We start from the raw sequence: 17765 nt of genomic DNA, 5'->3' as shown, positions 1-17765 counted from the left end.
TGCTAGCGCAGGCCGAAGCCCATTTGCTGTAGCGCCCTGACCAACTCTTCACGCCCATGCAGGCTGGAAATACTGCGCAAGCGATTCACGACTTGCTCCGACCAGCCCGCAGCCTTCATACCCTCCTGCTGATAAAAAGCACCGAGGCGCTGATCATATTGCTCTACCGAGGACTGTTCAGACTCCGCGCTGTAGCGCTCGTGATGCAAGACCGCCGCCTGGGGCAAGCGCGGCTTCACCTGCGCCGGGCGGTTCGCATCCGGGTAACCCACACAGATGCCGAACACCGGGTATACCTGAGGTGGCAGCTCTAACTCCTTCGCAACACTTTTGATGTCATTGCGTATAGCGCCGATGTAGACGCCACCCAGCCCCATCGACTCCAGCGCCACCACCGCGTTCTGGGCGGCCAGCGACGCGTCGATAGTACCCAGTAACAGGCTCTCGATATAAGGCAAGGCTTCAAGCTCGACGCCTGCACGCTCTGCTACTCGGGACACTCTGGAGAGGTCAGCGAGCCAGACCAGAAACAGCGGGGCTTGGCGGATATAGGCCTGATTTCCGGCAAATTCCGCGAGGCGTGCTTTGCGGGAAGGGTCCTGAACAGCGATCACGCTCCATACCTGTAGATTTGATGAAGTCGCGGCTGACTGTGCTGCTGCGATCAACGCCTCAAGTGTTCCTTCTGGTAGCGGCTTGTCGTTGAAAGCACGGACGCTGCGATGGTTTACCAGTTGATCAAGGACCAGGTTCCAGTTTTCGGGGATTTTTGTGTTTGTAGCTGCTTCGCCGTAGCGTAGGGCGAGGCCGTTTTGTTTGGCTTGTGTCATGAAATCTCCCAATAGGCTGTGACCGGGCAGAGCCTTTGATGAGCGGGGGTTTTTAAACTGGATATAAATTAGCACGCGATGGAAAGCGCGGTTAGACGATGTCAGCGGGTGGCGATGGCGAGTGAGTGCTGCAGGGTGAGCTTGGTTGGGGGATTACATTCCACTTGATCAGCCATTTGCAGTCGACCTTACCGAGCGTTTGTATCGGACTTAAGCAGTGCACTGCGTATCACTGATTGGTAGCAGTTGGCCAAAAGTTGCCATATACGATCGGCAGCTTTCGGCCACAAGCGGACCATCCAGCAGAGGCCTGAGTCGGCTATCCTTCCATGCTTGAAGGTGTCCTTGAAACTGGGGCGACTCACCAACCACTTGATACGCTGAACGGTGCTAGTAAATATATGACGCAAAGTGAACCTCGTGCTGAACAGGATATTTTTAAAGATCTCGCTCAGCTTTCCACTACACCGGGATTCGTGCATGCGCTCTCATGGATGTCGTTACGAGACAATTATGTAATTTTTGATGGTGCGATTGACGGCGAAACCCTCGCCACCTCTTATGCGCCAGGACGAACGGTGCGGACTGAGTTTTCGACCTTGCTCGGGCTAATGGTTCGTCAGCCGATTGACCTGAGCGAGCCGTCGCCTTCCGAAATTCAAGCGCTGCTTGATCGGACCAAAACATTGCTTGAGGAACTCCATGCGCGCCTGGCGCGGCCCATGCAGGACTCGCTCATCGAAGCTGCGAGAGCCGTACAAGTGGCGGAGTCGAAGCGCCCGCCTTCTCCATTCACGCGTGCAGATGTGCTTCGAGAGCCGATCTTCTATGGAGGCGAATCCGCGTACAGTTTTCAATATCGAGATATGGCGCGCGAACGCTACGCTGCGGACGAGACATGGTTGCTTGAGAATAAGGGGTTCACCATTGCGGACGCGCAAGCTATGGCCGATGCAATCTCGAAACTCCAGAACATCAAGATTATGGACGCGCTGTCGTGCTTGAAAACCGGGGCGTCACACTCCTCATCCTTACTATCTGGCTTTACTACAACGGCTGAGGAAATCGCGGCGCATTGCACTCGGCCTAAAGAAATGGTTCAAGCGATGCTTTCGACGTTCAGTGTCACTGCGCCCTCCAATCAGGATTTCACGTCTCTCGGCGCGTTTAACGTTGTTAACGCATGTCCGATAGTCGCGCTGCCGGATGGACACTACATCGCACTCCAAACTTATGGAATCGTCGAATCGCTTTACGACTCACCGTTCTACTGGATGATCGGCGATAAATCCTATCGCGCCAAGGCCTCGGCGCACCGGGGCGACTTTACCGAGCAGTTTGTTGCTAAGCGGCTACGTTCGGTATTCGGCGAGAGCAATGTTCATTGCAACGTCAACATCGAAGGCTCGGACGGCCGTGTGTCCGAGATGGATGTGCTCGTCCTGTTTGGCGACCGGGCGCTGATCGTCCAGTGCAAGTCTAAGAAGATGACATTGGAATCGCGTAAGGGGAACGATCAAGCACTACGCGACGATTTCCAGAAGGCGGTGCAGGATGCCTACGGCCAGGGCCTGCGCTGTGCACAGTCGCTTAGGCAGCCGAGCTTGGACTTTGTGAAGGAGGATGGATCAAAGCTCAATATCCCCCAACTACGCGATATCTATATCCTGTGCGCTGTGTCGGACCACTATCCGGTGCTCACTGTACAGGCCAGGCACTTCCTCGAATATGAAGAAGACACGGTCATCCACGCACCCTTGGTAGCCGACGTGTTTCTGATCGACGTGCTAACCGAAATGCTCGCCAGCCCTCTGCGATTGCTCAGCTATATCGACCGGCGGGTCGGTTATGCCGAACGTATTTTTGGAACCAACGAGTTGTCAATCCTTGGCTATCATCTGAGTCAGAACCTATGGCTCAAAGACAAAACTAGCATGGCCACGGTAGCAGATGATTTCTCGCTCGATCTGGACACCGCCATGACCGTGCGTCGTGAGGGTATTCCCGGCATCGCTACACCTAAAGGTATTCTCACCAAGTTCACGGACACGCGTGTCGCTCGGATCATCGAGAAGATTGAGCACGAGGCTGACCCTGACCTGATCGATCTCGGTTTCCTCCTGCTCGACATCAGCGGCGACACGGTAAAACAGCTGGACCAGGGAATGAAGGATGTCGCCCGACGCACTCGGCTCGATGGGCGGCCACACGACTTCACCCTGGGATTCGATACCGGCGACACTGGACTTACTATCCATTGCAGTCGAGCAACAGCGAGCAATGCAGTTGAGGCACTCGCTGGTCATTGCCAGAGGCGCAAATATGTACATCGCGCTGATAATTGGTTTGGACTTCTCGTGCGTGAGACAGATGGGTTGCCTAAGCTTAGTCTGACGACGCGCTTTCCATGGAAGCGTGACAGCCTGATGGAGACCCTGACGCAGGGCATGGCGCTCAACGGGAATTCGGGATCTGCTCAACCGACTTCGTCGAACCGTAGACCAGACGATTCGAAGATAGGCCGAAACGACCCATGTTTCTGCGGTAGTGGTCAAAAGTTCAAAAAATGCTGCCTGATGTGATGATCACTGCTGTCCCAAAAGTGGGTGAATCGCCCCCAGTTTCATAGATGCTTTCGATCCTCAGCGGAACCGGCCCAGTCCTGGCGAGACCGGCAGCTTCTGGCCGTTAGTCGTCACTTGCGAACGTCTGCTTCTGGCCGATTTCTGCCGCTAAAGGACACATAATGTGCTGGTCAGATTCAATGCAAACGACTGGTCAAGTCCATAAAATTACGCACCTGGCCCCAGAACGAGCAAATGCTCACTCCTCCAACCATGCGTGTTTGCTGGATTCAGCCTCGTTTCGTTCACGGCCCACATCTGGGGAATACCGACTTTCAGCGCGGGCAGTACCTTGCCTCGTTCGCTGAGATATTTGCGGTAAAACATCACCGACGCAGGGACCGCAGACTGCGAAAGAAACTTCTCTGACCCCGTGCGATTTAGGGCCTGCTGAAGTCGCGATGGAAAACGCCTCAAATGGCTGCGTCTCAATGTACTGAAGCAGCCACGGGCGCATCCAGTTGCATCACGTCGCCGCACGCCTCCACTTTGCCGAATATCTGATACGGTGATTTGCGAAGTTTTGTCGGCTTGTTTACCGGAGCGCCCATGGCGATTGTCTTTCCCACTGCACACTTAGAAGCGAAGGAGCGTTTCGATTATTGGCAAGATGTCGTCTGCTCGACCTACACACCCACCAAGAACCGCCAGTTAACAGATGAGCTGTTCGATGGCTCACTGGACGTCGCGACCAAGGGCAGTGTGTTATTCAGCCGAATCAGATCCTTGCCGGTGGAGTACCAACGCCCTCGGGACGATCAGGGCAACGGTACATTCTTCCTGACACTCACTTTGTGCTCTGACGCCTACATCAGCCAGTCAGGCAGAACTTCGCGCCAGTTACCCGGAGACATCGTTTTATACGACAGCGCTCAACCCTTCACCTGCACCCTTCCCGCTGGCGACGATCAGATAGTGCTCGCCGTGCCGCGTTCGCTGCTGCTGACGCATATTCCTCATTACGAAGGTTTTTTAAGCCGAACACTGGATAGCCATTCCCCGCTGGGCGGGCTCGCAAAATCAATGCTGCTGGAGATGTGGAAGGCCGAGCCGCCTGATGCTGTTATCGGCGACCGACTCAATGGTGCGCTGCTGGATGTGTTGTCCAGCGCGTTCGAAACAGCTTATGGCTCCCTGACGCCTAAACAGGCATCACACCGAGACAAGCAGCTTGCTGGAGTAAAACAGCACATTCTGGCAAATCTTGGCCAGACCGGGATGAGCGTGGAAAGCATCTGCGCCGCCGTGCATATGTCGCCTAGAACACTGAATCGACTTTTTGCCACAGAAGGCACCACGGTCATTCGCTGGCTTTGGCAGCAGCGGCTCTCGGCCTGCCATGACGCCCTGCTGAAAAAGTCGTTCAACCAGGTCAGCGATGCTGCGCTGAGCTTTGGTTTCAGCAACCTCTCGCACTTCAGCCGGGCTTTCAAAAAAGCCTATGGCATCTCGCCTCAGCAACTGCTGCATCGGGCCTGATTACACCTGGCATTCTGAGCACAGCATCTGGCACTTCCGGCAAAGCGGCTTATTCCTTTACGGCGCAGTATCAACAGTGCGCGGCTTAGACTCGCGCCAACGGTGACCAATCAATGATTTAACGTAGCCAACCCGATGGTGAACAGATGGCTAACGCCTCAGATAAAACCCTGCGCCTGTTATTCCCGCAATGGCAAGGTGGCAACAACGCCCCTTACTTCTTCGGCGCTCAACTGCTTTCATGGCTCGCTCCCGAGACGAATGGCCCCGCGGAGGAAGTGCATGTCGCCAGGCCCGATGGTAAAACGCTGCAAAACGAAAACGGTATCGTTGCTCGTCAGGCCCTGCTTGAACAATTGAGCCATGCGCGGCAATTGATTGAGAAACATCAACCGGATCGTATGGTTGTGTTGGGCGGTGATTGCCTGGTCGACCTTGCACCATTTGCTAATCTCAATGAACGCTACAACGGCGAGCTGGCAGTACTTTGGGTCGACGCCCATCCTGACGTTTTGACCCCTAAGGAGTTCGAGCACGCACACGCCATGGTGCTGGGCAACCTGCTGGGCGAGGGAGATCCGGACTTTGCCCAGGCAGTGAAGCGCCCGCTGAAACCGGCGAATGTCATGTATGCCGGTCTGCAGGAAACCATGGACGTCGAAACCGCCACCATCAAGCGCCTCGGCCTGCGCAGTGCTAGTCCTGCTGACCTGGCAAACACCAGCGAACCGGTGCTGACATGGCTCAAGGAGACAGGGGCCAGCCATCTGGCCATTCACCTGGACCTTGATGTGCTGGACCCGAGCATCTTCCGCTCGCTGCTATTCGCCCAACCCAACGTCCCGGCTGACACCTTTGAAGGGATCGCCCAAGGCAAGATGACCATGGACCAAGTCGTACGCCTGCTACGCGATGTGGCAAACGTCGTGGATGTGGTCGGGATTGGTGTCGCAGAGCATCTGCCCTGGGACGCGCTTGCGCTGAAAAACATGTTGGCGAGCCTGCCATTGCTGGGCAACGGTTGCCCGCGAGCTGATACCTGACTTTCATGTGGGAGTCGCCCCGGTGTCCCTGACACCACGCTGTCGCTAAGCAAACGGATGACCCTGTAGGAGCCAACTTGTTGGCGAGACGTCGGACCCGCATCGTCAGAAATTCCGCTTCGCCAACAAGTTAGCTCCTACAAGGTCCGCGTTTCAAATCCATTATTGGAGTGATGTTTGATAGGAGCAGAGCTTGCTCGCGATGAGGCTGGACGCAATCTGCCTGATATTTGCGGCGCCCTTATCGCGAGCAAGCTCGGCTCCCACAGGTTCTGCGTCACAATTCACCTTGCGAGCAAACATAAAATCAAGTCCGGCGTTATACCGGCCTCTTGGTAATGAGTTCGCGGAAGTTGTGTCTGCTGGCCAACAATGTGCACCGTTAACTCTAAACGGCTACCCTGTTGAATTACCTCAGGAGGAACAGCCCGTGATCAAGAAAGTCGGCCCCACTGAAATAAAACCCAAACACCGTGCATCGTGCCATTGCGGCGCAGTGGTGCTGGAGCTGGATTTACCCGACGGCATTGTCGACCCTCGGCGCTGCGATTGTTCGATGTGTCGCCGCAAAGGTGCCATCGTTGCGTCGGTCGCGCTGGACGGTGTCAAAGTCATTCAGGGCCAGACCCAGCTCAAGCTCTATCAATTCAATACCCGCACAGCGAAGCATTATTTCTGCGGCAATTGCGGGATTTACACTCATCACCAGCGGCGCTCTTCACCGGATCAGTACGGCTTCAATCTGGGTTGCCTGGAAGGCGTGAACCCTTACGACCTGGGCCAGATCAAGACCAGTGACGGCGTCAATCATCCCGCCGACCGCGAGCCACCGACCAACGCCCCCGGCTGAATGCGATATCAGCCTTCCGGCCTCGCTACACTGGGTCGAAGGCTGATGCATCAAGCGGACGCAGCGATCTCCCGCAAATAAGTCATCAGCAGTGACCGGCAACTTTCAGTCTCCGGAACATAAACGTTTGATTGCACATTTGTAATCTTTCAACCATCTCGTCGTTATCTTCAACTCGTCAAGATTGTGCCCCACTGGCAGCGCTCGAATTTATAAAAAAAGCCAGGTCGACACATAAGAAATCTGCCGATTTGAACGGAGCGACTATGACTCACCTCAACAAAATGACTTTGGCCGTTTTATCGACCCTTGCGGGTGTCACACCGCTTACTGCTTTTGCAGAAGAGCAAAAGGAAGGGTTTATCGAAGGCAGTACGTTGACCGTGCTCAATCGAAGTTTTTACATGAACCGTGACCATCGCAAAGGCGAATCAAGCCCCACCGGGAATGGTTATTCCGAAGCATGGGCTCAAGGCGTTATCGGCAAATTCGAATCGGGTTTCACTCAGGGTACGTTTGGTATTGGTGTCGATGCCTTTGCAATGCTGGGCATCAAACTCGACACCGGTGATGGTCGAAACGGCGGACGCAGTTCGTTCGATGTTCTGCCGGTCGATGGGGATGGCGAGGCCGAAGACGAATACAGCAAGGTCGGTGGCGCTTTGAAAGCCAGGGCATTCGATACGGTTGTAAAGGTCGGGGATGTCTTTCCATCCACGCCTGTGGTTTCTTTTGGCGACTCGCGACTGCTGCCTGAAAGTTTCCGCGGTGTAACAGCGACCAACACCAGTATCAGCGGTTTAACCCTTCAGGGTGGCCGCCTTCATTCAATGAGCCAGCCGGCCTCCAGCAGCATGCGCGATAACTTCGCAACGTTTTATGCAGGTTCGGTCAACGCTCCGTGGGTCGCCTATTTCGGAGGTGATTACGCTGCCACCGACAGTCTGAGCCTGAGCCTGTATACCAGCAGGCTGAAAGACGCCTGGGACCAGACTTACGCCTCCACTTCTTACACATTGCCGCTCTCCGATAATCTGGCACTGACCGGTAGCCTGAATTATTACAACGCCACCGACGAAGGCAAAAAGCTCCTCGGTGAATTCGACAACGACATCTGGAGTGCGAAGATCGGCCTGCAATACGGCGCTCATACCCTGGCCCTCTCGCACCAGCGGAATGAAGGCGACGATGACTTCGATTACCTCAGACAATCTGACTCGATTTACCTGGCGAACTCTATCCAGTACAGCGACTTCAACTCACCGAAAGAGCGCTCGTGGATGGTCACTTACAACCTGGACATGACCACGTTCGGGGTACCCGGCCTGTCGTTCATGACGCGCTACGGCAAAGGCACCGACGCGGACTATTCCAACGCGAACAGCACTTACATGCGCCGGGATTCGGATGGCAATCCACTCACCGATCAGAACCGCTGGGAGCGGGATATCGAAGCGAAATACATCGTGCAGACTGGCAATCTGAAAGACTTGTCGTTGCGCGTGAGACAGGCCACCACACGAGCGACTGCGTTTGAGTCAGACCTTGATGAGGTCCGGGTGATTGTCGAGTATCCGCTTAGCGTTCTGTGAAGAGGGGCATGAGTTTTTACAACACCGCCCTGGAAGCTCCCGCTCTGCAACCAAGGTGTTTCAGGCGCTCTCGCGAGCGCCTTTTTTTGGTCATTACTTTTTGTCTCGAGTAAACACAGGATCTGTAGGAGCTGCCGAAGGCTGCGATCACGGTGTATCAGGAGAAATGCTTCGCAGCCTTCGGCAGCTCCTACAGAAAATGCATTTCAATCCATTGATTTGCATTTCGTCTGGTAAGAGTGAGCTTGCTCGCGATTCGATTTTTCCGTCGATAAATTACCGTCAGGCATGACGCCATCGCGAGCAATGTGGATCGCCACCCCGGTCACTCCTACAGGGGACGACGTTTGCTGCGAATTGCATGGTATGAGCTGCTTCAATGCCCATCCATTGATCCGGCGCAGCTTTCGGATCTCGGATAGCGACTAGGCTGAGGTCCATAGCCCCTTCACCAAGGCCATCCTCATGCCTCCTGCGTCATCCGCTCCGTTGTCCGTCCGCTCCGAGCCGCTGCACATGGGGTTCGTGATCGCCTGGCTGTTCTGCGCCCTCTTCTACTTTGTGCAATACGCACTGCGCTCGGCACCCGGGGTGATGATGCCGGAGTTGACCGAAGCGTTTGGCCGCGATGTGGTGGCCGTCAGTGCGCTGGTCGGTCTGTATTACTACACCTACTCGATTTTCTCGATCATTGCGGGCGCGGCACTGGACAGACTGGGTGCCAAGTACGTGATACCGGCGGGCATCCTGATGGTTGCAGCGGGCGCGGCCTTATTCGGCCTGGGTGAGTTGCACGTCGCGCAAATCGGTCGCCTGCTGCAAGGCGCGGGATCGGCCAGTGCCTTCATTGGCGCGGTGTATCTGGCAACGCATGGCTTCCCGCCCCGGTATCTGGCCACTGCCGTCGGTTTCACTCAATGCTTCGGCATGATGGGCGGCTTCGCCGGGCAATTTGCCGTGGGCCCGATCATTCACGGGACTATCCCGTGGCAACAATTCTGGTTCATCGCCGCCGGTTGTCTGTTCGTCATCGCCATTCTGGTGCTGTTCATGACGCCCAAGGGTCACGATCCACGCCCCGCCGGGAGCAGCAACTCACTGGGTTCAGTATTGACGCCCTACAAGCAGGTTTTGAGTAATCCACAGTCATGGCTATGCGGTTTCACGGCGGGCCTGTTGTTTCTGCCGACGACGATCGGCGACATGATCTGGGGCGTTCCATTCCTGCGTGACGGTCTGGCGGTCACGTACAGCGAGGCAGTGAACCGCAGCAGCATGATCCCGCTGGGCTGGGTGATTGGTTGCCCGTTGCTTGGTTATATCTCCGACCGCATTGGCAGACGCAAGCCGGTACTGATCGGTGGCGCATCGCTGATGTTGATCGCCAGCGCGGCGATCCTGTATCTGCCAGCTGGTATTGCCCCACCGTATCTGTTCGGGCTGTTGTTGGGGATCGGCTCTGGCGCAGCGATGATTCCCTACTCGATCATCAAGGAAGTCAACGCCGACAACGTCAAGGGCAGTGCCACCGGTGCGATCAATTTTCTGGTCTTTACCTTCAGCGCCCTGCTCACACCGGTATTTGGTTATTTGCTGGCGCGCATGGCAATGGGCGGTGCCTTGACCCTGCCCATATTCCAGGCTGCCGGCGCGTGGTTGCTGGGGGGCATCGTGCTCGCAATCGTGCTAGCGTTATTGATTCTGGAAACGGGACCGAAAGGTCGGCAGGTCGCTGGCTAGAAGGTTTTCTGAACACATCGCCAGGCTGGGAATCGAACATTCGGACTTGAATGACGGCACCATGCGTATATGATCAAGTCTAGTTGTACGATGACATATGACGCTAAGCATGCCTTCATGTTTTCCCAACAATAAAATGACGAGCGATCCACTATGACTCAAAGCAAAGCCGAAGTACTGGTCTGGGGCCAGATGCACGCCTCTCTCACTGAAGCGCTGGCCCGGGACTTTACCGTGCACAATCGCTGGGAGATTGCAGACCTGGAAGCTTGGCTCTCCACCCACGGCGAGAAGATTCGCGCCATCGTCACCAGCGCCGTGTACGGCACCGACAATCAGGTGCTGGATCGTCTGCCCAATCTTGAAGTCATCACCAGCTTCGGCGTGGGTTACGACGCCATCGACACCGACTATTTGTCAGGGCGCGGCATCAAATTCAGCAACACTCCGGATGTCTTGAACAAAGCCGTCGCGGAAACTGCCCTCGCACTGATGCTCTGCGTGAGCCGCAAGATCAGTGAAGCCGAGCGTTTTGTGCGTGCGGGTAAATGGCCAAACGGCAAATTCCCTCTGGGCCGCGATCTGGCAGGCAAAACCTGCGGCATCGTCGGGCTGGGCAAGATCGGTAAAACCATCGCCACCCGGGCGGCAGCGTTCGATATGGAAATCGCCTATTTCCGTCGCGGAGAGGCTTATTCCGATGTGTCCTACACCCACTACGCTGACCTCCACGAACTGGCCAAGGTCAGCGATTATCTCGTGGTGATCGTGCCGGGCGGTGCCGATACCGAGAAGTTGATCAGCGCATCGGTGCTCAAGGCACTGGGTCCGGATTCTTTCCTGATCAACGTGGCACGCGGCACGGTCGTCGACGAAAAAGCCCTGGTCGCCTCGCTACAGGCGGGTGAGATCGCCGGTGCCGGGCTGGATGTATTCGAAGATGAACCGAACGTACCCGCCGAGCTGTTGAGCCTGGACCAGGTCGTACTGACCCCGCACATCGGCAGCGGCACCTATGAAACCCGCAAGGCGATGGCCGATCTGGTGTTCGCAAATCTGAGTCGTTATATCGACGAGGGTGAGTTGGTTACGCCGGTATTGGGTTAATCACCCCGGACGGATTGGAACACTCGTTTGGTGGGAGGTAACGCCCCGTCTAAAATGCCGTGTTGTCGTGAAGCAAACACAGGATCTGTAGGAGTGAGCTTGCTCGCGATAGCGTCAGGCCAGACGGTAATTTCTTGAAAGGTCTACCGTTATCGCGAGCAAGCTCACTCCTACAGGGTCCGTGTTTGCTGCTCGTCAGCTGGCAGGCAAAGATGGCAGCTCCCACAAGTCGACAAGCGTCCCTATCGAATTTGCCTACTGTTTCACGCATTTAACGATCGTTGACCATGCAAGCTCGCCAGAATCACCTATCGTTCTGTTTCAGGACGAAAAAAGGTGAGTCTTCCATGAGTATTGAAACGCTGTTCGCCAATCTGCATAGCCTCCCCAGCATTCCAAAAGTTGCTCAGGATCTGATCCTGCAATTTGACAGCCCTTCTTCCAGCCTGGAAAGCATTGCTCGCAATATCGAAAAGGATCCGGTGATTTCGGCGAAGATTCTCCGCCTGGCCAACTCGGCCCGGTTTCGTGGCTCCCGGGAGTCGTCCAGTATCGAAGACGCAGCCATGCGTCTGGGTTTCAACACGCTGCGCACGCTGGTGCTGGCGTCAGCTGTGACGGGCGCGTTCAAAGCCGGACCGAGCTTTGACCTGAAAGGTTTCTGGCTGAAGAGTTTTCAGGTGGCCGGGATCTGCCGGATGCTGGCGAAACAGAGCGGCGTGGACCCGGAGATTGCGTTTACCTGCGGCGTGATGCATGACATCGGAGAGTTATTGATCCAGACAGGCGCGCCGGAAGTCGCCGAGCGTATCAATGCGGCGAGCAAAACGGGCACGCCGGGCCGCGCGGCCAATGAAACGGTCCAGTTAGGTTTTGGTTACCCCGAGGTGGGTGAGGAACTGGCCCGTCGCTGGCATCTACCAGAGGTGATCCAGCAAGCCATTGCGTATCAGGCGAAACCGTTACAAGCACCAGGCAATGCTCCTCTGCCGCGTATTGTGGCTCAGGCGATGCTGATTTCCGATGCGCTCGAAGCCCACGGCGGTGCTACGCCAGAAGCGCAACAGGCGGTGGTCGGACCGCTGACTGAAGGGGTCAATCTGGATGCATTGTTTGCCGGACTGCCCGCCGTACTGGAGGCGGACAAGGCGTTCGCAGAATTGCTGAGTTAGACCGAGTCGCCGTTATCGCGGGCAAGCACCGCTCCCACATGGCATTGCATTTCAAACTGTGGGAGCGGTGCTTGCCCGCGATACATGAGACGAGGCGGGAAGACACACTACATCATCGTTTATCGTCCTGTCCGGATGCGGCTCGGCCAAGGCACCGCTCACAATATTGGTCATCTGTAGGAGTGAGCTTGCTCGCGATGAACGATGACACGGTGTAGCTGAAAAACCGAGTCGTCTGCATCGCGGGCAAGCCTCGCTCCCACAGGTTTGCAGGCCAACATAGAATCTCCCATGGCATTGCATTTCAAACTGTGGGAGCGGTGCTTGCCCGCGATAAGGGCGACCCGGTTTCAAGCCTTACTCTTCACATCAGATCCTGAAAGTCCCCACCAGATGCTGCAACCGGGCAGCCTGCTCTTCCAGATATGAACAAGCGTCCAGCGTTAGCTTCAGGTTATCGACGCCTTCCTGATTGAGCGTGTTGATCTGCGTAATATCGACGTTGATCGACTCTACCACCGCGGTCTGCTCTTCGGTTGCAGCGGCTACGGACTGGTTCATGTCGTTGATTTCATCAATACGACGAGTAACGCTGCTCAACCGCTCACCGGCCTGATTGGCGACGGTCACGCTGCTTTCACTCTGACGCTGGCTTTCGGTCATGGTAACCACCGCTTCACGAGCGCCGATCTGCAGCTCCTCGATCATCTTCTTCACTTGCTGCGCCGAATCCTGAGTACGGTGTGCAAGGCTGCGCACCTCGTCGGCCACCACCGCAAAGCCACGCCCTGCTTCGCCGGCACGCGCGGCCTCAATCGCCGCGTTCAGTGCAAGCAGATTGGTTTGCTGGGAAATACTGGTGATCACCTCAAGAATCTGACCGATATTGACCGTCTTGCCGTTCAGGTTCTCGATGTTGGCGCAGGATTCGCTGATCTTCGCCGACAGCTCGTTCATCGCACTGATGGTCTGCTGTACGACTTGCTGACCATCACTCGCCAACTGGCTGGCATCGGCAGATTGCTGAGAAGTACGCGCCGCGTTCTGGGCAATTTCATGGGCAGCCGCCCCCAACTCGTTGATCGCCGCCGCCACACTTTCGGTACGATTGGCCTGCTGGTCGGAGTTGGTCATGGAGGAATTCGAAGCCTTCACCACCCGGATCGCCACATCGCCCAACTGGCCAGCCGTGGAAGCCACCTCGCGTATGGAGCCGTGGATACGTTCAACGAATCGGTTGAACGACTGGGCCAATTCGCCGAACTCGTCCTGGGAGGTAATGGCCAGACGCTTGGTCAGGTCGCCGTCACCATCCGCGATGTCACGCATGGCGCGCCCCATCTGATGCAGCGGTTGCATCAGCACGCTGATCAACATGCCCAACAGCAGAATGATGATCACCACGGAAATGACCATTGCAGTAATCGCTGACGTACGGAATTCGCCAAGCATGGCGTAGGCCGCATCCTGATCCAGTACCAGCGCCACATACCAGTTAGCCGAGGAAACGCCTTCTACCTTGGTCAGCGACATGATTTCCGCTTTACCGGCGGACGCAATCTCAGTCACGCCCGCAGTAATCTTCGGCGTATCGGTCGGATAGGCTTCGCTGATGTTCTTCAGAATCAGTTTGCTGTCCGGGTGAATCAGAATCTTGCCGTCGCCGCTGACGATGAATGCATAACCATGCCCACCGAAGTTCAGCGAGTTGATGGTCTTGGTAATGCTCTCGAGTGAAATATCAGCACCGGCAACGCCGATGAACTGGTTCTGGTACTTGACCGGCGCCGCCAGTGTCACGACCAACTTGCCAGACGAAGCGGCAATGTACGGTTCGGTCACAACAGTGCCCGGGGCGTTTTGCGCCGCCTTGTACCAGCCACGCGCACGGGGATCATAATCTGCCGGGCGATTACCCGCTGGCACCGAAAACATCACGCCGTCAGTACCACCGAAATAACTGAGCTGGAAATTATCGGTATAAGCCGGGATACCAATGGAGCGCTGCAGATCCGGAATGGCCTTGCCATCCGCTGCGACTCGCTGCGCCATGGATTGCAGCAACTGCGTGCGGCTCTCCAGCCAGGTCTGAATATTCTGAGTCGTCAGGCCACCCAACTGTTGAAGTTCAGCAAAGACATTGGATTTCAAAGTCTGACGTTGTCGGTAATCGTTAACAACAATAAAACAGGTAAATGCAACCACTACCACCAACGCGGCGGCGAGCAGAATCTTTCTGCTGAAACCCAGACTTTTCATCATTGCGGATACTTCCATTACAAAAGAGTTACAACGGGACGGCCTGGGATCAAGTTAGCAAAGGCCGTGCCGCGTTTTACGTACTCTCCAAGTAAAAAGAAAGTATCTCGATAAATATATTATTGGATCCACCTCAGTAGAGGTGGGACATAGTGTGCATAGCTCTAAGCGACACCCGACATGAGATGACATCTGACTGACCCCTGCCCCTCTTTCGCAGGCGCCAGCAACTGTGGCCTGTCGCAACCTGTCGTAGCGTGCGGACAGCGGTCCCGGAAGAAACAGCCGGCGGGCAGTTTACGATTGCCCGGTAACTCGGTAGGTGCCGAGATGTATGCGTTATCCAGCGGAGCCCCCAGGCGCGGAACGGCGTCCAGAAGCAGGCGAGTGTAAGGATGCTGAGGCCGCTCAAGCACCTCGGCTGCACTGCCCAATTCGACGATTTGGCCCAGGTACATCACCGCTACCCGGTCGGCCATATGGCGCACCACCGAGACGTTGTGCGAAATCAGGATGTAGGTCAAATCACGACTGCGTTGCAACTCTGCCAGCAGGTTGAGAATTTGCGCTTGTACCGAAATATCCAGCGCAGAAGTTGGTTCATCGAGAACAATAATGTCCGGATTGGACGATAACGCACGAGCAATGGCAATTCGTTGACGCTGACCGCCAGAAAACTGGTGCGGAAAACGGTCCAGGTACTCAGTACGAATACCCACTTGAGAGGCGACTTTTGCAGCAATGTCACGCATGTCTCGTCGCGGCGCTGAACGCTGGACGAACAGTGGCTCCGTAATGATCTTCCATATCGGTAAGCGAGGATCCAGCGAAGACTGCGGATCTTGAAAAACAATCTGCACATTACTGCCCTGCTCACGGGCATTGTTATAAATCCAGTCCATCCGACCCATTGTGGGTTTGATCAACCCCATCAATAGCTGCGCCAGAGTGCTTTTGCCACATCCGGACTCCCCTACCACGCCCAGTGTCTCACCGGCACGGACCTGCAGGTCGATACCGTTCAATGCATGGGCTACGCCCTTGGCCCGACCGAGCCAGTCGCTGCCCACAGGGAAATGCACGCGAACATCTTCAAGGGAAAGAATCGGCGAGCTGTCTTCAGGCAGGCGTTTACGTGCGGTGCTGATCATGAAATTTGCTCCTGTTCGCTCAACCAGCAGGCACTTTTACGTAGCTCGCGGCCATTGATGAGCTGTAGCGGTGGCCGCTCAATGCACTTGTGCATCGCGGACGGACAGCGATCCCGGAACGTACACCCTTCGGGCAGCGCAGAAAGATTTGGCACCTGGCCCGGTATCGTCATCAAATCCTCACCGGGCTGCACCTGCTCAGGCAAACCGCTGAGCAGACCGCGGGTGTAAGGGTGACGCGGATCAGCCAGGACCGCAGCAGTATCCCCCTGCTCCACCACAGCACCGGTGTACATCACGTAAACCCGGTCACAAAACTGGGAAACCAGCGCCATGTCGTGGGTGATCAGCAAAATTGCCGTCCCGCGCTCACGGGCCTTTTCTCTCAGCAAAAGCAAAACCTGACGCTGTACGGTAACGTCCAATGCCGTGGTGGGCTCGTCGGCAATCAGCAGCTGAGGGTCGCAAGAAAACGCCAGAGCGATCATCACACGCTGACGCATCCCGCCGGAAAGTTCGAACGGATAGCTTTCCAGCACCTGCTCAGGGTCGGCGATGTGCATGTCTCGCAACAGCTCGACAGCTCTGGCTCGCGCCTGGGATTTGCTCACGTGCTGGTGATGGATGATCACATCCGTCATCTGTCGCCCGATACGCCGGGTCGGATTCAGGGCGGTCATGGGTTCCTGAAAAATCATCGCTGCGTCACGACCGCGTACCTTCAACAGGTCTTTCTCTTTGGCCGCCAGCATGTCACGACCCAGTATGTGCAGGCTGCCGCCGCTGACCCGGTAACTGCGCTCCGGCAGCAAACGCATACTGAGCATGGCAGTGACCGACTTGCCCGAACCGGACTCACCGATCACGCCGACGATCTCCCCCGGATCCACCTGAAGCGTGATGCCGTTGAGTGCCTTCACCGTGCCGCGATAAGCCGGGAACTCAATGCTCAGGTTATCGATCGTCAATACCGGCGCAGCCGCAAGCTTCGGGCTTGCAATAGATGGAGTCGACATGATCATTTCCCCTGTTGACGCGGGTCGAGCAAGTCGCGCACGCCGTCGCCCAGCAAGTTGAATCCGGTGGCAGTGATAAGGATCGCCAGACCCGGGAAGGTCGAGTACCACCACTGATCAAGGATGTATTTGCGACCGGTCGCGACCATTGCGCCCCACTCGGCCGTGGGCTGTTGTGCGCCAAGACCAATAAAACCCAGCGCGGAAGCCATCAGGATCGCTGCGCCGATATCAAGACTCAGTTGCACTAGCAATGGCGGCGTGGCGTTGCGCGCCACGTGCCAGAGCACAATGTGCCAGCGCCCGGCGCCGAAGGTCTGCGCCGCCTTGACGTAGCCCATCTGCCGGATGCTCAGCGCCTGGCCGCGGGCTAACCGCACATAAAATGGAATACGTACCAGCGTAATCGCCAGCATCGCATTGAAAAGACTTGGGCCGAGTGCAGCGGTCAGGGCCATGATCAGCACGAGGGAGGGCACCGAGAGCATGATGTCCATCAGCCTCATGATCAGGCTGTCAAAACGACCTCCGATCACACCGGACATACAGCCCAGCAGGCCGCCGATCAGGCAAGAGGAAAAGGCCACGAACAGTCCGACGCCAACCGATTGCTGGCTGCCATGCAACACTCGACTGAACAGATCGCGCCCCACTTCATCGGTGCCAAACCAGTACTGGGCAGACGGTGCAGCCAGTCGATGGGCCAGATTGACCGCGTTGGGATCATGGGGAGCCAGCCATGGCGCGAAAATCATACACAGGAGCACGATGCAGGTGATCGCCAGGCCAGCAATGGTCAGCGGGCTGCGCCCGATCTGGTAGCGTAAAAAGCTCAACCGCTCCCGCCAGCCCGCAGCCTGCGCAACGGGTACAACACTCAAAGGTGTGAGTGGAGTTGTCAT

Annotated in this window: 13 protein-coding genes and 1 pseudogene; 8 read left to right on the top strand and 6 right to left on the bottom strand. The window is 56.3% G+C overall.

Annotated features, from left to right (window positions below):
* Positions 1-2: 2 nt before the first annotated feature.
* Positions 3-830, bottom strand: coding sequence for an oxygen-insensitive NADPH nitroreductase (gene nfsA / locus RX972_RS12155; protein WP_316875620.1), 828 nt, complete (start codon positions 828-830; stop codon positions 3-5).
* 329 nt (positions 831-1159) lie between these two features.
* Between nfsA and RX972_RS12150 the strand changes: the two genes are divergently transcribed.
* From RX972_RS12150 to RX972_RS12115, 8 genes are all read left to right on the top strand, one after another.
* Complete coding sequence (locus RX972_RS12150) at positions 1160-3412, top strand: SEC-C metal-binding domain-containing protein (protein ID WP_316875618.1); 2253 nt, start codon at positions 1160-1162, stop codon at positions 3410-3412.
* Between the two features lie 591 nt (positions 3413-4003).
* Complete coding sequence (locus RX972_RS12145; protein ID WP_316875617.1) at positions 4004-4933, top strand: helix-turn-helix domain-containing protein; 930 nt, start codon at positions 4004-4006, stop codon at positions 4931-4933.
* 146 nt (positions 4934-5079) lie between these two features.
* Positions 5080-5976 (top strand): arginase family protein, encoded by an 897-nt coding sequence (locus RX972_RS12140; RefSeq protein ID WP_316875613.1) that lies wholly within the window; start codon positions 5080-5082, stop codon positions 5974-5976.
* 430 nt (positions 5977-6406) lie between these two features.
* Positions 6407-6826: a GFA family protein gene (locus tag RX972_RS12135; protein ID WP_027902769.1), complete on the top strand. Its 420-nt coding sequence runs from the start codon at positions 6407-6409 to the stop codon at positions 6824-6826.
* Positions 6827-7110: 284 nt separating this feature from the next.
* Positions 7111-8418 carry an OprD family porin gene (locus RX972_RS12130; RefSeq protein ID WP_410478225.1) on the top strand — a complete coding sequence of 436 codons (1308 nt, stop codon included), beginning with the start codon at positions 7111-7113 and terminating at the stop codon, positions 8416-8418.
* A 465-nt stretch (positions 8419-8883) separates the two neighbouring features.
* Positions 8884-10158 (top strand): MFS transporter, encoded by a 1275-nt coding sequence (locus RX972_RS12125; RefSeq protein ID WP_122805920.1) that lies wholly within the window; start codon positions 8884-8886, stop codon positions 10156-10158.
* A 153-nt stretch (positions 10159-10311) separates the two neighbouring features.
* Complete coding sequence (locus tag RX972_RS12120) at positions 10312-11265, top strand: 2-hydroxyacid dehydrogenase (RefSeq protein WP_316875607.1); 954 nt, start codon at positions 10312-10314, stop codon at positions 11263-11265.
* Positions 11266-11612: 347 nt separating this feature from the next.
* Positions 11613-12437, top strand: coding sequence for an HDOD domain-containing protein (locus RX972_RS12115; protein ID WP_316875605.1), 825 nt, complete (start codon positions 11613-11615; stop codon positions 12435-12437).
* 369 nt (positions 12438-12806) lie between these two features.
* Here RX972_RS12115 and RX972_RS29500 read toward each other — a convergent pair whose 3' ends face one another.
* The 5 genes and pseudogenes from RX972_RS29500 to ddpC all read right to left on the bottom strand — a co-directional run bounded on the left by RX972_RS29500 (position 12807) and on the right by ddpC (position 17765).
* Positions 12807-13571: a methyl-accepting chemotaxis protein gene (locus RX972_RS29500; RefSeq protein ID WP_406644021.1), complete on the bottom strand. Its 765-nt coding sequence runs from the start codon at positions 13569-13571 to the stop codon at positions 12807-12809.
* 93 nt (positions 13572-13664) lie between these two features.
* A pseudogene (locus RX972_RS29495) lies at positions 13665-14696 on the bottom strand (cache domain-containing protein); the annotation flags it as partial.
* A 164-nt stretch (positions 14697-14860) separates the two neighbouring features.
* The gene (locus tag RX972_RS12105; RefSeq protein ID WP_099268246.1) at positions 14861-15847 is read right to left on the bottom strand and encodes an oligopeptide/dipeptide ABC transporter ATP-binding protein; all 987 of its coding nucleotides are present in this window, start codon (positions 15845-15847) and stop codon (positions 14861-14863) included.
* Positions 15844-16863 carry an ABC transporter ATP-binding protein gene (locus RX972_RS12100; RefSeq protein ID WP_316875602.1) on the bottom strand — a complete coding sequence of 340 codons (1020 nt, stop codon included), beginning with the start codon at positions 16861-16863 and terminating at the stop codon, positions 15844-15846. Before RX972_RS12100 ends, RX972_RS12105 begins: the two co-directional genes overlap by 4 nt.
* Positions 16864-16865: 2 nt before the next feature.
* Entirely contained in the window at positions 16866-17765 is a 900-nt protein-coding gene (ddpC, locus tag RX972_RS12095) for a D,D-dipeptide ABC transporter permease (protein ID WP_316875601.1), read from the bottom strand.

Origin of the sequence: Pseudomonas syringae group sp. J309-1, from assembly GCF_032582135.1 — a bacterium.
Taxonomy (GTDB): Bacteria; Pseudomonadota; Gammaproteobacteria; order Pseudomonadales; family Pseudomonadaceae; genus Aquipseudomonas; species Aquipseudomonas quasicaspiana.
This window is presented reverse-complemented; position numbering and strand designations above follow the sequence as displayed.

Coding starts and splice junctions, on each gene's coding strand:
- nfsA (WP_316875620.1), bottom strand. CDS start 830: ATGACACAAGCCAAACAAAACGGCCTCGCCCTACGCTACGGCGAAGCA.
- RX972_RS12150 (WP_316875618.1), top strand. CDS start 1,160: ATGCTTGAAGGTGTCCTTGAAACTGGGGCGACTCACCAACCACTTGAT.
- RX972_RS12145 (WP_316875617.1), top strand. CDS start 4,004: ATGGCGATTGTCTTTCCCACTGCACACTTAGAAGCGAAGGAGCGTTTC.
- RX972_RS12140 (WP_316875613.1), top strand. CDS start 5,080: ATGGCTAACGCCTCAGATAAAACCCTGCGCCTGTTATTCCCGCAATGG.
- RX972_RS12130 (WP_410478225.1), top strand. CDS start 7,111: ATGACTTTGGCCGTTTTATCGACCCTTGCGGGTGTCACACCGCTTACT.
- RX972_RS12125 (WP_122805920.1), top strand. CDS start 8,884: ATGCCTCCTGCGTCATCCGCTCCGTTGTCCGTCCGCTCCGAGCCGCTG.
- RX972_RS12120 (WP_316875607.1), top strand. CDS start 10,312: ATGACTCAAAGCAAAGCCGAAGTACTGGTCTGGGGCCAGATGCACGCC.
- RX972_RS12115 (WP_316875605.1), top strand. CDS start 11,613: ATGAGTATTGAAACGCTGTTCGCCAATCTGCATAGCCTCCCCAGCATT.
- RX972_RS29500 (WP_406644021.1), bottom strand. CDS start 13,571: ATGACCAACTCCGACCAGCAGGCCAATCGTACCGAAAGTGTGGCGGCG.
- RX972_RS12105 (WP_099268246.1), bottom strand. CDS start 15,847: ATGATCAGCACCGCACGTAAACGCCTGCCTGAAGACAGCTCGCCGATT.
- RX972_RS12100 (WP_316875602.1), bottom strand. CDS start 16,863: ATGTCGACTCCATCTATTGCAAGCCCGAAGCTTGCGGCTGCGCCGGTA.
- ddpC (WP_316875601.1), bottom strand. CDS start 17,765: ATGACAACTCCACTCACACCTTTGAGTGTTGTACCCGTTGCGCAGGCT.